The organism is Liquorilactobacillus sicerae (genome assembly GCF_029916425.1).
Taxonomy (GTDB): domain Bacteria; phylum Bacillota; class Bacilli; order Lactobacillales; family Lactobacillaceae; genus Liquorilactobacillus; species Liquorilactobacillus sicerae.
Window position 1 is genome coordinate 113,830 of the sequence record NZ_JAHAVQ010000001.1, and the last position, 13,746, is coordinate 127,575.

General features: G+C 37.1%; 14 protein-coding genes. 12 read left to right on the forward strand and 2 right to left on the reverse strand.

From position 1 onward, the window contains the following. Nucleotides 1-8: 8 nt before the first annotated feature. Complete coding sequence (locus KH893_RS00590; RefSeq protein WP_281164223.1) at nucleotides 9-467, reverse strand: hypothetical protein; 459 nt, start codon at nucleotides 465-467, stop codon at nucleotides 9-11. Nucleotides 468-949: 482 nt separating this feature from the next. Between KH893_RS00590 and KH893_RS00595 the strand changes: the two genes are divergently transcribed. The 3 genes from KH893_RS00595 (at nucleotide 950) to KH893_RS00605 (ending at nucleotide 3,336) form a co-directional block, all read left to right on the forward strand. Continuing rightward, the gene (locus KH893_RS00595; protein WP_281164224.1) at nucleotides 950-1,348 is read left to right on the forward strand and encodes a Spx/MgsR family RNA polymerase-binding regulatory protein; all 399 of its coding nucleotides are present in this window, start codon (nucleotides 950-952) and stop codon (nucleotides 1,346-1,348) included. A gap of 182 nt (nucleotides 1,349-1,530) precedes the next feature. Beyond that, nucleotides 1,531-2,247 carry an adaptor protein MecA gene (locus KH893_RS00600; RefSeq protein WP_281164225.1) on the forward strand — a complete coding sequence of 239 codons (717 nt, stop codon included), beginning with the start codon at nucleotides 1,531-1,533 and terminating at the stop codon, nucleotides 2,245-2,247. A 105-nt stretch (nucleotides 2,248-2,352) separates the two neighbouring features. After that, nucleotides 2,353-3,336, forward strand: coding sequence for a competence protein CoiA (locus tag KH893_RS00605; protein ID WP_281164226.1), 984 nt, complete (start codon nucleotides 2,353-2,355; stop codon nucleotides 3,334-3,336). 70 nt (nucleotides 3,337-3,406) lie between these two features. Here the strand turns inward: KH893_RS00605 and KH893_RS00610 are convergent, their stop codons facing one another. Further along, a complete protein-coding gene (locus KH893_RS00610; RefSeq protein ID WP_281164227.1) occupies nucleotides 3,407-4,033 on the reverse strand; it encodes a DsbA family protein in 627 nt (208 codons plus the stop codon). A gap of 200 nt (nucleotides 4,034-4,233) precedes the next feature. On the opposite strand from KH893_RS00610, the gene KH893_RS00615 reads away from it, so the two are divergent. From KH893_RS00615 to KH893_RS00655, 9 genes are all read left to right on the forward strand, one after another. Beyond that, nucleotides 4,234-5,040: an NAD kinase gene (locus KH893_RS00615; protein ID WP_281164229.1), complete on the forward strand. Its 807-nt coding sequence runs from the start codon at nucleotides 4,234-4,236 to the stop codon at nucleotides 5,038-5,040. Beyond that, on the forward strand, nucleotides 5,030-5,917 hold the full coding sequence (locus KH893_RS00620) for an RluA family pseudouridine synthase (protein WP_427859741.1): 888 nt from the start codon (nucleotides 5,030-5,032) through the stop codon (nucleotides 5,915-5,917). Before KH893_RS00615 ends, KH893_RS00620 begins: the two co-directional genes overlap by 11 nt. Nucleotides 5,918-5,928: 11 nt before the next feature. Continuing rightward, on the forward strand, nucleotides 5,929-7,296 hold the full coding sequence (mgtE, locus tag KH893_RS00625) for a magnesium transporter (protein ID WP_281164231.1): 1,368 nt from the start codon (nucleotides 5,929-5,931) through the stop codon (nucleotides 7,294-7,296). Nucleotides 7,297-7,610: 314 nt separating this feature from the next. After that, complete coding sequence (locus tag KH893_RS00630) at nucleotides 7,611-9,077, forward strand: MFS transporter (RefSeq protein WP_281164232.1); 1,467 nt, start codon at nucleotides 7,611-7,613, stop codon at nucleotides 9,075-9,077. An 18-nt stretch (nucleotides 9,078-9,095) separates the two neighbouring features. After that, entirely contained in the window at nucleotides 9,096-10,262 is a 1,167-nt protein-coding gene (aroC, locus tag KH893_RS00635) for a chorismate synthase (protein WP_281164233.1), read from the forward strand. A gap of 12 nt (nucleotides 10,263-10,274) precedes the next feature. Next, nucleotides 10,275-10,826: a hypothetical protein gene (locus KH893_RS00640; RefSeq protein WP_281164234.1), complete on the forward strand. Its 552-nt coding sequence runs from the start codon at nucleotides 10,275-10,277 to the stop codon at nucleotides 10,824-10,826. Then, the gene (gene aroA, locus KH893_RS00645; protein ID WP_281164236.1) at nucleotides 10,813-12,120 is read left to right on the forward strand and encodes a 3-phosphoshikimate 1-carboxyvinyltransferase; all 1,308 of its coding nucleotides are present in this window, start codon (nucleotides 10,813-10,815) and stop codon (nucleotides 12,118-12,120) included. The genes KH893_RS00640 and aroA overlap by 14 nt, the downstream gene beginning before the upstream one ends. Nucleotides 12,121-12,128: 8 nt before the next feature. After that, nucleotides 12,129-13,220, forward strand: coding sequence for a prephenate dehydrogenase (locus KH893_RS00650; RefSeq protein WP_281164237.1), 1,092 nt, complete (start codon nucleotides 12,129-12,131; stop codon nucleotides 13,218-13,220). Between the two features lie 4 nt (nucleotides 13,221-13,224). Continuing rightward, nucleotides 13,225-13,734, forward strand: coding sequence for a shikimate kinase (locus KH893_RS00655; RefSeq protein ID WP_281164238.1), 510 nt, complete (start codon nucleotides 13,225-13,227; stop codon nucleotides 13,732-13,734). Nucleotides 13,735-13,746 lie beyond the last annotated feature (12 nt).

Below are 13,746 nucleotides of genomic sequence, written 5' to 3' on the forward strand. Positions count from 1 at the left end.
CCTCTTTTTTAAATGGCTTGGAAGACCCTCGTATATTGACTATTTAAAAACTCTGCTTTAGACTCCCAAAAAGAACTCTGATTTTTCCAATGGTGATAATCTTTTAGATTTTGCCAACTAGAAATAATTACGAATTCAAAATCATGTTGTGACTGCTGCCCTAAAAGATAATTATTTAAATTGTCTAACAAGATTCTTTTCAACTGTTGAAACTCTTTTTGCTCAATTGTATTGAGTTTGAAGTAGTCGAAACAATAAAGACTCTTTTCCAGCCAAACGAACTTTTGCTCAATTACTTGGTAACTTAGACCTGCTTTAAAGATTGTTGGTAAGTCAGAAAAATCAAATAACATCAAATTTTCTTCATTCGTCAACGAAATAAGCAGTTTCAACTGGCGTTCTGGATGAGCTATAATAATTTGCTTCAAAATATTTTCTGACCCAAAAGTCAAATTAAAATTTTTCATTAAATTTCATCTCCAACCTGCGCAAACGCTTTAGTACTATGCTATACTCTGATTATAGTTTAATTGAGTTTAAAGACCAATTATTTTGAAACTTGTTAGTTGATAAGTTTGATGAAACCTTTAGGGAACATAACTTTTGAATCCGATTACAGGAACTGGATGGATCATTTAAGCAATCACAACCCACCAAAAAAGTTACAATCAGTCGATTAAAAAAAGTCATAAATAATTTTTTAAATCAGTATAACTTATACTTAACAGAATATTTTTCTTATGTGTATTATAATCAACCATAGACTCCAAAAATGATTTCACTTTGATTTTCATGCTAGCTAAGGGTTTATAAATACTTTTATCACAAACTTTAAAAAAGAATTTGTCTTTTTTAAAAATAAAGGTATCAATTTTTTGAAACAAGTAGTATAATAAGCTTGTAGGCAATGTTAATTGTTAGCTGGTTCAATCTAAAGGAGCGAAAAAATATGGTTACTCTATATACATCACCAAGTTGCACTTCTTGTCGTAAAGCACGGGCGTGGTTGAAGGAACACAATATTCCTTTCAAAGAGCGTAATATTTTTTCCGAACCGTTAAGCATTAATGAAATTAAACAAATTTTACAAATGACTGAAAATGGGACGGAAGAGATTATCTCCAAGCGCTCAAAAGCCTATCAAAAGTTGCATATTGATTTGGATGATATCCCATTACAAAAACTTTTTGAATTAGTCGAAAAAAATCCTGGTTTATTGAGAAGACCGATTATTATGGATGAAAAACGTTTGCAAGTTGGATATAACGAAGATGAAATTCGGCGCTTCTTACCACGTGAAGTGCGAGCATTAGAATTGAAACGGATTCAGCAAATGGCGGGAATTTAATTTACACTTTTTGGAATGTAACGTAAAGTTTTAGTGAAAAACTGCTAGATTGATGCTAGCAGTTTTTTGATTATAAAAACTTTCTTTAGATTGCTTAATAATTTTGAGTTAAGAGCTTTACAATTTTCAAATTTTAGTTATTATAAAGCGAGAGGGTGCTTCGGAAAGGTGGTTGACCGGAAATGGAAATGGAAAAAATCAATGACAATACCATTCGTGTTTTACTTGAAAATGAAGATTTGAACGAGCGCGGAATTACTGTTCTTGATTTGCTGGGGAACCATAAAGAAATTGAAAACTTCTTTTATAGTATTTTAGAAGAGGTTGATGTGGATCATGAGTTTCGAGAAAATGAAGCAGTTACTTTTCAGTTATTGCCAAGTCGTAATGGGCTTGAGTTATTTATCAGTAAAGCAACAACTAAAGAAAATAAAAAGAAGGATTCACAGGCTAGTGGTGATGACGATGTTAGTTTCTCATTAGTTAATGACCAGACTTTGTCAGATTATCTTAAAAATGGTGGTTTAAATATTTTAAAAAATGAGCATGAAACAGCAATTAAGGATGATGGGGATGGAGTTTCTGGATATATAGATGACCAAAACTTTAAACGTCAGCATTATGTCTTTGCGTTTGCAGATTTTGAAGATTTTGTTCAGTTGGCTAAAGCTTTAAAAACCGATGAACTTGGCTCCAGTTTGTATTTATTGAATCAGACTCTTTATTTAGACGTTGTTTTCTTTACTGAACAAATTGAAGAAGCTGAAATTTACGATATTTTAGCAGTTTTAGAGGAATTTGGAAAACATGTCAGTCTTGAACATGATGTTTTGGAAGAACGTGGAAAATGTTTGCTTAAGTCTTCAGCATTTGAACTGGCGCGTTACTATTTTAAATAGGTAAACTGAATAAGCTTTTGAAGCAGGTAAGTAGTTGCAATAAATTTGCAGCTGCTTTTTAGTCTCGTGGAAAGTAATTGACGTAATTAATAATGAGGTGGTCATATGTTAATTGCAGAAAATTCAGCCGGTAACAAGGTAACTGCTTTTGAAGCTTTAAATTCAGCTAATCAACAATTTTCTTGCCCAATCTGCCATGGAATGGTGATTTTAAAAAAAGGTGAATTGAGAATCCCACATTTTGCGCACTATCATCAATGTCCTCTGCATGAAGAAGGAGAGACAGTTGAGCATTTAGCGGGAAAAATAAAGTTATTAGCAAATTTTTCGCAAGCCGGTTATTATTGTAAGTTAGAAGTTTATTTGTCAAAAATAAAGCAACGACCTGACTTGTTAGTGGATTTGAACGGCAAATTATTAGCTGTTGAATTTCAGTGTGCACCACTTAAACTAGCAACCTTTAAACAACGAACGCTCGGTTATGTAAATCAGGGACTAAGATACTGGTGGATCCTTGGCAAGCGCCATTTTCCCAAGAAAAGAATGACGCAACAAATTGCTCAATTTATGAAATGGCATTCAAATCTGGGCTTTTACTTAATTTACTATCTTTTCGATCAAGGAGTTTTTGTACTTATTTATCAAATCAAACAACCTGATTTTTTGAATTTACAGTACCGTTGCTTCCAGACAGCTAGTCTTCTAAAATTACAAAAGTTTATGAGGACACTGTCGAAACCATTAAAACTATCATCGCAAGCGCGCCAACGTCAACAAAAAAATTTTTTAAAAGCTTGTTCATATTGCCAAGGAAACTTGTTTCAGGAACAGATGGCTTGGTATCAACAAAAGATAATTTTTAGAAATTTGGGAGCAAAGTTGTTACTGTTTTCCCTTAACTATCCACTTTTTATCAGCAAACAACTTATTTGGCAAAGCCAGTTTTTGCGAAATAACTATCAAAGCCCCAAACAGCCGGAAGCTTTGAAGTTGATTACTTGGCAGATTTATCAACTACCCTTGCTAGATGCCTGGCCTTTTGTAAAGCAAAGCCAAAATTATTTTTTTTTTGAAAGCTCGGCAGCTTAGACTAACAAAATACACAATATAAAAAGCTTTTCATTTATTAAACATCTCTAATAAATGAAAAGCTTCATAATCATAAAGTATGCAAATGAGGAATGTTTTGATTTTTAGAATTGCTCTGGTTGATTAAAAGATCGTTAAATCTTCCGTTGCATAAATCTTCTAATAACTGATAGGAATTGCACTCCGTTAAAGAAACACCGCAATCAATTCCCTTCAGATTGTAAATTACAATTGTCGGATAATTGCGAACTTTCATTTCAGCGGCCATTTGCAGATCTTGGCGAAATGAATTAGCTGTAAAATTTGAACGACGATCATTAGTGAACATTTCCCAATCAAGGTGACTATTGGCGGCAATTTGTTGAACAAGTTTATCGCAGTAAGAAACGTTATTTTCAAATATTTCTTGCTGTAGGCTTAACAAAAACTCACGACCGTGTTTTTTTCCTTGAAATAAAGCAGCTTTGTAATCTAGCGATGCTTGATAAGCTTTTTGAAAAAGTCGATTCCGCAAATTTAAATTATTCAACGGTAAAGAATTTTCCACCATCATTGAGGAAATCGTTTCAAGATTGATAAAGGGTATGAAGCAAAATTTAAGTCGATCTTTTAGAGCCTCAGCTAACCTTAAGATATTTTGTTCTGAATTAAAACAGCTGGTGCCAATTGGATTGATAAAGAGATATAATTCTAACACCGTTTTTCCCCCATTAAGATTAAATGCGATGATTTTTTTGAGCTACTTATAGCTTAACAAATAAAAAAAATTTTTCAATGATTCTGATTTACAATTTCTTTTCATTTCTAAAAGGGGCATTATTTAAAACAGTATGGTAAACTATGGGTGCAATGTAAAACAGACTTCAAGTAGTTAGTTTGAATTAGAAGAGGTTATTTATGAAAGTCGCAATTTATGCAAATGAGGGCTGCCGTTCGACGGTAATTAGTCAACGTCTTAAAAAAAAGTTTGCCGATACTCATTTTGTTTATGACGAAAAAAATCCAGATATTGTCGTTACAGTTGGTGGCGATGGAACGTTGCTTTCTGCTTTTCATAAGTATGCAGCAATTATTGACACAGTCCGTTTTGTGAGTGTCCATACTGGTCATTTAGGCTTTTATACTGATTGGCGCGAAGATGAAATCGATGATTTAGTTATCAGTTTACAATCGGATAATGGTCAAGCTGTCAGTTATCCATTACTAGATATTCGAGTTAAGTATCAAGGGTCAGTTAAAGCTGTTAATTATTTGGCTTTAAATGAATCCACTTTAAAGAGAAACAGTGCCACAATGGTCACAGATGTTTACATTGGCGGTGAATTTTTTGAAAAGTTTCGTGGAGACGGGCTTTGCATTTCAACCCCGACTGGGTCGACAGCTTATAACAAATCACTAGGAGGTGCAGTGATTCATCCTAATTTGAAAGTCTTGCAAGTTACTGAGATCAGCTCAATCAATAATCGAATATTTCGGACATTAAGCTCACCAATGATCATTGCTCCTAGTGATTGGATAACCTTGGTCCCAGATCGCCAGTCCGATTATATCTTAACTGTTGATCAGGATACTTTTCATGGAAAACAGATTGAACAGATTAGATATAAAATTTCTAAAAAGAGTATTCATTTTGCTAAATATCGGCATATGCAATTTTGGAGACGAGTTCAGGATGCATTTATCGGCAATGAATTTGGAAATTAATTGGACCAACCAACAGCCACAAAAATTTAAAATTAAAAGTTTTCTTAAGCATCACGGTGTTTCGCGGCGTTTGTTGACGGCTGTCAGACATCACGGTGGACGATTATTATTAAATGGTCGAAATTGTCGAAAAATCGACTGCATTTCTCCGGGAGATCAGTTGACGCTTGGATTGCCAGCGGAACATTCACCGAATCTCCAGCCATCATTTGTTCCAATTGAGGTTTGTTACGAGGATCGTGATTATTTAGTCATCAATAAACCAGCTCGAGTAGCCTCGATTCCTTCACCGCTTCATCCAAATGATTCATTAGTCAATCGGATTTGGGGGTATTATCAGATTCGTCAATACCAAAATATTATCCCGCATATTGTTACCAGGCTTGATCGTGATACATCTGGGTTGGTGTTGATTGCTAAGCATCGTTTTGCGCATGCGTTGTTAAATGATTCGTTGAAAGTTAAAGTTCAAAAAGATTATGCTGCTATTTTGATGGGCAAGATTCACCGTTCTCATTTGTTGATTGCTCTTCCCTTGACCAGGGATCCTAATTCGTTGATCAAACGTCAAGTAGCTGAAAACGATGGTCAAACGGCAGTGACGGAATTGTGGTTGGAACAAAACTTTGCACAAGTTGCTTTTTGTCATTTGCGGTTACATACTGGCCGAACGCATCAAATTAGAGTTCATTGTGCTTATTTAGGCCACCCGTTAATCGGTGATACTTTGTATGGCGGAAAAATTAATCAAGTAGTGCAACGGCAAGCTTTACACTGTTATCATTTAAAATTTCGACAGCCATTAAGTAATAAGCTGATTGAAATAACTTGTCAACTTCCGAAAGACATGAAAAAATATTTGCTGGAGCAGGGTTAGAAGGATTAAAAATGACGGAAGTAAAAAATAACAATCAAATTAAACAAAATAAATTTGCTAAATTACTTGATAGCCAATCAGCTACTCGTTTTCAGCAGATTTTTTTAAAATTACACGTTTATCAGCAGGCACAAATAATTACTGAACTAGATTTGCGGCAACGGCAGCGTTTATATCGTTATCTAACAGCTCATGAAGTAGCTGAGGCATTTAACGAACTTGAAGATAAAGCTGCTGGTGCGAAATATATGGCTGAAATGACGCCTAAGTATGCGGCTAAAGTGATTTCATCCATGTATACTGATAATGTGGTCGACATTTTGGCAAATGCCCAACAAGAAGATTTGGGGCGGTATCTTCATTTTTTGCCACCACAAAAAGCTGCTGAGATCAGGGAAATGCTTCATTATCAAGATAAAACTGCTGGTGCGATCATGGCAACTGAGTTTGTGTCGATTTTAGGTAATCAGACAGTTAAGTCAGCCATGCATGTCTTAAAGATCCAAGCAAAACAAGCAGAAACAATTTATTATGTTTATGTAGTTGATCAAGCGGAACAGTTGATTGGAATCGTGACTTTAAGAGATCTGTTGACTGCTTCAGATAATGCTTTGATCAGTGAAATCATGAGTTCACAAGTGATCTCGACTCGGGTTGACACTGACCAAGAAGAAGTAGCGCAAACCATTCGTGACTATAACTTTTTGGCATTACCAGTAGTTGATTTTGATAATAAATTAATTGGAATCATTACGGTTGATGATGTGATTGATGTGATTGATGAGGAATCTGCAGAAGATTACTCTGGCTTAGCTGGTGTCGATATTGATGAAAATCCAGATAATCCTGTTATGGCAGCAATCAAGCGTCTGCCATGGTTGATAACTTTGCTTTTTTTGGGGATGTCTACTGCCTCCTTAATTTCACATTATGAAAGTTTAGTTAGTGAAGCCAGTATTTTAGCGGTCTTTATCTCTTCAATCACTGGAACGGCTGGGAATGCTGGTACCCAAAGCTTAGCAGTTGCTGTTAGACGTTTAGCGGATAAGGATGCTGATCATCGAGGTTTGTTAAGAATTATTTTTTCAGAATTGTTGACCGGATTGTTAATTGGTTTGATCACTGGCACAACGATTATGATTATTGTTGGAATTTGGAAACAGAATTTCATTTTAGGTATAGTGATCGGTTTAGCAATGATGTGTGCAATTATTGTTGCTAATTTAGCTGGAGCGTTGATCCCAATGTTAATGAATAGACTAGGCGTCGATCCGGCAGTAGCTTCAGGTCCATTTATCTCGACACTTAGTGACTTGACCTCAGTTTTGATATATTTTAATATTGCGCAAATGTTTTTACGTTTCATTCTTAAACAATAACGTTTTTTTTTTGAAATTAAAATTAGGGCTTGACTTTGATTTTTAATCATGTTTTAATAAAAATATCATAATTTTTAAAGAAGGAATTTTAAATGTCAAATTTTACACAAACACAATTTTATTACTATTATGGCTTTACTTACTTTAAGTAAAGTCCGTGTTTGTGTACTAGACACGGACTGGGAGGTTCGTGTCTAGATGTGCAAAGACATTTTTGCCAGCTAGACTAAAAAATCTAGTTGGTAAACGGAGTTAGGCAAGGACCAACTAGATGTAAAAATCTAGTTGGCCTTTTTTTATAGGAGGTTTTTTAGATGAGATTAAGCAATCGCACTAGATTGGTGACCTGTTTATATTTAAATTATTTTGTTCATGGAATCGGGTTGATCATTCTAGCTCAGAATATGAAGGAGCTGGGTAATTTATGGAATCAACCATTAGCGACAGTTTCCTATGTAATCTCAGGAGTTGGCATTGGAAAATTATTTGCTTACTTAGTGCTAGGAGTTTTAGCTGATCGCTTCGGTCGCAAAAAATTTATATATTTTGGAATGGTTTGCTACTTGATTTTTTTCAGTGGAATGTTGATTGCACCAACAATTCAAATTGCCTATTTATTAGCTATTTTAGCCGGAATTGCTAATTCAGCCCTTGATACAGGAACTTATCCGACTTTTATTGAATTAGGCGGGAATAATGGTTCAGCCAATATTTTGATTAAAGCTTTTATGTCTGCCGGTGAATTTATTTTACCATTGCTAGTTGCCTTTCTAGAAAATCGAGAACTTTGGTTTGGTTGGTCATTTGTTCTGCCAACGGTCATTTTAATAATAAATTTAGGACTATTTATTCCCGTTAAGTTTCCATTAGCTAATACGATAACTCAAGTTTCGCAGCAAGATAGTTTGCAGCTGGCGGCGGTGAAAAAAAATTGGCTGGCCGTTTGCTTAGCTCTTTATGGCTACACATCGATGGCAATTATGATTTTGTATACCCAATGGATCAGTTTATATGCTCAAGTAGAACTAAATTTTTCAAATTGGCAGTCCCATTTTCTGTTGTCAATTTATAGTATTGGCTCAATTACTGGAGTATTGATTGTCTTTGCGCTTTTAAGGAAAAAGGTTAGCGAAACAACACTGCTTTTAGTTTTGAATCTGTTGGCACTTGTAAGTTTGACTTTAGTTTGCTGGGGACAAAGTTTCAGCTTGCTGGCAGTTGCCTCGTTTGCTTTTGGTGTGACTGCGGCAGGCGGGGTGATGCAAACTGGCTTAAACCTGTTTTTAAAGCTATTTCCGCGAATCAAGGGCCTTTTGACAGGGATCTTTTTTACTTTTGGCAGTTTGGCACTTTTTTCAGTTCCAATCTTAACTGGCTGGCTTTCTAAAACGAATGTTGCTCTAGCTTTGAGGTCTAACATGATTATTTGTTTGATTGGTCTGGGTTTGGTGCTGGTAATCTGGAGATTGCTTAGAACAATAACGACTTTAAAAAAAGTTCGTCAAAGGATATCCTTGATTGATCGAGGCATCGTTATTTTGTTGAAGCGACGTTTTCAAGCAGTTGATCAAGTCGGCCAAATTAAGTCACAAGAACATCAGCCAATTTTAGATCAGGCTCGTGAACAAATGATTCTCCAAAAAATTGCTGCTCAAAATTCAGATCAGCAGTTAGTGCCCTATTTGCAAGATATTTATCGTCAGATCATGAAAAATTCGCGAAACTATCAAGCAGCCAATCAAAAAGAAAAAAAGTTAAAATTTGAAGAAAAAAATCATTAAATTCAGGAGGTTTTTTAAATGAATTATTTAACAGCAGGTGAATCACATGGTTCACAACTTACCGGGATCATTGAAGGTTTTCCAGCCGGAGTGCATTTGGATCTTAAACAACTTAATCAACAGCTCGCAGCCCGCCAAGGTGGTTATGGTCGCGGCAATCGTCAAAAGATCGAACATGATCAAGTTGAACTGGTTGGCGGTGTTCGTCATCAAGAAACACTTGGTTCGCCCTTAGCTTTAGTAATTAAAAACATTGATCATTCTCATTGGTCCAAGATCATGGATCCGTTAAGTCCAGCCAATGAAAAAAATACTTTGCGCAAGGTTGAACGTCCCCGTCCAGGTCACGCTGATTTGGTTGGTGGGATGAAATATCGGCAACGAGATCTGCGAAATGTTTTAGAACGTTCTTCCGCTAGGGAAACAGCAATGCGTGTGGCTATCGGGTCTATTTGTAAACAATTGCTAGCTCAGTTGGGAATTAATTTAGTCGGCTATGTTGAACAAGTTGGCAAGATTGAAGCGGCTAGCAACTATCCTACTGATGTTAAGCAAATTGAAAAACAAATCAAACTTAATGATTTAAGAATTATCGATCAAGCACAAATTGAGCGGATTCATCAATTGATCGATCAAACTAAAAAAGCTGGTGATACCTTAGGAGGAATAATTCGTGTAGTTGTTGAAAATTTACCAGCAGGTCTGGGAAGTTATACTAGTTGGAACACTAAACTAGATGCTAAACTGGCAGCGGCAGTTATGGGAGTCAATGCAATTAAAGGAGTGGAAATTGGTGATGGTTTCAAAGCTGCTGCTAGATTTGGCAGCCAGGTAATGGATCCAATTTGTTGGGATGAAGCTAACGGCTGGTCGCGGACATCAGACCATTTAGGTGGCTTTGAAGGTGGAATGACTAATGGTATGCCAATCATTATTAAAGCTGCTATGAAACCCATTCCAACTTTGTACAAAGCTTTGCCGAGTGTCAATTTGACTACTCATCAGGTACAAAAAGCTAATGTTGAGCGTTCTGACACGACGGCAATTGTACCGGCTTCACTTGTGGTTGAAAGTGTTGTTGCTATTGAATTAGCCAAAGTGGTTACGGCGACTTTTGATGGCAGCAATTTAACCCGACTCAAGCAACAGTTAACTGCTTATCGGCAAGAAATTCGTGAATATTAAGAAGGTGACCGTTTGAAAATCCATACGCTTGGGCCAGCAGAAACCGATAGCAATCAAGCTGCACAGTATTTTGCAGCAAATTTTGTTCAAGAAGCTTGTGAGATAATTCTTCATCCCAGTTTCGAACAGTTGTTTATCGAACTTTCCAATTTGACAGATGATTATTTATTGATCCCAACAGCTTTTAGATCGAGTCAGCTGAATTTGTCTTGGGGACAATGGCATTATCGTAATTTAGATCAGCTAACTTTGAAAAATGCCTTTATATTTCAGCTGTCACCTTTAGTTTTATTGGAAAATACTCAAAGCTCAAATAATTTAGCTGATACACATGCTGCCTTAGCTGATTTGGTATCACAGATCATTCCATCAGCTCAAATCAACTGCTCAGCCAGCAAGTACTTAGCCTATCAGAAGTATCGTTCAACTGATAGCCGTTATGTCCTAACTAACCAACAATTGGTTCAAATCCGGCCGTTTGAAAGAATAATTAAGGAATTTGAACCGCAAATGATTTGGGCAGTTTATCAAATTAAAGGAGAACTAGCAAATGTCAAAAATTAAATTAGCTGGATTGCCGGAAACTGGTTTACATGGTGAATTGACAATGCCCGGGGATAAAAGTATTTCTCATCGAGCATTGATGATTGGTGCAATCAGTCATGGTAAAACAGTCGTCGATCATTTTTTGTGGTCAAAGGATTGTCAACAAACACTAAAAGCTCTGCAAGCTTTAGGAGTCGAGCTGAAAGTTGATCAACAGCAAATAATTGTCAATGGTCAAGGTTTCTCAGGTCTAAAAGCGGCTGCGGACTGGTTGGAAATGGGGAATTCTGGTACGACAACCCGGCTTTTGATGGGAATTTTGGCTGGAAGAGATTTCACCAGTTATTTACGTGGAGATGCATCTTTAAGTCGACGACCAATGAAACGGGTCAGTCAGCCGCTTCGCCAGCTGGGAGCTAAAATTACTCCTTCACCAGCTGGAACTTTGCCCCTAAAAATTAAGGGAGCTTCTTTGCATGGGAGTACGGTTAAATTAGCAGTTGCAAGTGCCCAAGTCAAAAGTGCATTGATTTTTGCTGCCTTGCAGGCATCAGCACCAAGCACTATTATTGAAAAACTCCCAACGCGAAATCATACGGAAATCATGTTGCAAAAGTTTGGGGCCAGGGTCACTACAGCGGCAGACAATTTGACGATCAAGGTTGAACCAGGGGCAAAATTATCCGGCCAAGAGATTAGGGTTCCTGGTGATATTTCGTCAGCGGCTTTTTTCTTAGTGGCTGCTACGATTGTCCCGCATTCCGATTTGATTATTAAAAATGTTAACTTGAATCCAACTAGGACAGGAATTCTACGTGTTCTGCAAAGGATGGGAGCAGCAATTGATATTGACCGCTTACCAAATGATGGCGAACCGCTTGGAAGTATTGAAGTTCGTTCAGCACAATTGCAGCCAGTTAAAATTCATGCTGCCGAGATTCCAGCGATTATTGATGAATTACCACTAGTGGCTTTATTGGCAGCTTGTGCCGCTGGAACAAGTAAAATTACTGGAGCAGCTGAACTGCGGGTCAAAGAAACTGATCGGATCGCGACGGTTACAGCTGAACTTAAAAAACTTGGGGTTCAAGTTACGGAATTGCCAGATGGGATGATCATCCAAGGCATCTCCAACTGGCAGCAGCAAACGAACCAATTAGAAAGTTACGGTGATCATCGAATCGGAATGATGCTGGCGATTGCAGCGCTGCGATCTAAACAGCAGTTTTTCTTGAATCATGCTGAAGCAGTAGCAGTTTCTTATCCAGAATTTTTCAGTGATTTGCAAACATTGCTTCAAAATTCAAAGTAGGTGAAAGGATGAAAACAGTTTTTATCAATGGTTTAGGCCTAATTGGCAGTTCATTAGCACGTGCGATCAAAACAGCTGATCCGACGATTAAAATTATTGCTGCAGACCAAGATTCAACCACCTTAGAATTTGCTTTAAAAAAACAAATTATCGATCGAGCTACTAACAAGCTGACGGCTGCTCAAACTGCTGATTTTATAATTTTAGCTACACCGGTTACTATCATTATCCAAACTTTAAAGCAGTTGGCTAAGATGAAATTAAAGCCAGGAGTAATTATTACAGATGTTGGCAGCACCAAAACCCAAGTCATGACAGCAGCCAAATCCTTGTCAGCCAACACAACTTTTATCGGTGGTCATCCAATGGCTGGATCTCATAAATCTGGAGTAACTGCTGGACGGACGGATTTATTTGAAAATGCATTTTACTTTTTGATTGCACCAGCAGTTGATTCATGTCAAATCAATCGTCTAAAGGAACTGTTGCGGGCAACTAAAGTCAAATGGCTCGAGCTTTCGGCTGTAGAACATGATTATCTGGTTGGACAAATCAGTCATTTGCCACATATAATTGCTGCCGCTTTGGTTAATCAAACGCAACGTGCTTTTGATCACTCAGCTTTAGGGATGCGCATGGCGGCAGGAGGCTTTAAATCGATCACGCGCATTGCTTCTTCTGATCCGCAAATGTGGACGGCGATTTTAAAAACTAATCGAGCAGTTGTGGCAGCTCAGTTAACAGAGTATCTGCAAGAACTAACAATGATCAAGCAACAGCTTTTAGCAGCGGATCAAACAGCAATTTATAATTTCTTTGCAGCGGCTAAAACCAGTCGAGATCAGTTAGGACCCGAAAAAGTGGGCCGCGTCCCAGATTTTTATGATTTATTTGTCAATATTCCTGATCAAGTCGGTGCAATCGCGCAAATTACTAAAATTTTAGCTCAAGCCGAGATAAATTTAGTTAATTTGCATATTTTAGAGATTCGCGAAGAAATTGACGGTATCTTGCAGTTGATCTTTATGAGTCAAATGGATCAATATCAGGCTAAAGAGATCTTAATAGGTAATAATTATCAGGTAATTCAAAGGAAGTGAAAAAATGAAGGCAATTTTAGTTGGATTTATGGGAACTGGCAAAACAACGATTGGCAAGTTGTTAGCCCAAAATCTGCAAGTGCCACATTTTGATTTGGATCAAGTGATCGTCGAACATACTGGCTTGACTATTAATCAGCTATTTGAACGTTTTGGTGAAAAGACTTTCCGGAACTTAGAACATCAATTATTGCTGAATCATTTAAATAAAGATGGAATTTTATCAACGGGTGGCGGGACCCCAGTCATGAGTGACAACCTGACCTCATTAAAGCAAAGTCAAGTGCCGGTAGTTTTACTAGAGGCATCCATCGAAACAATTTTTAAACGAGTTAGTAACAACCAGGCGCGGCCGCTAGTCAATCAGCTTAGTTTTCAGCAATTAGCTGCGCTTAAGCAACAGCGAAATTCAAGGTACTATGCTTGTGCCGATTTGGTAGTTGCTACTGATGATTTAAGTCCAGTTCAGATCTCAACGAAAATCAATTTTTTTTTAAAGCAGCTGAAAAACTAATTGCTCAAAGTT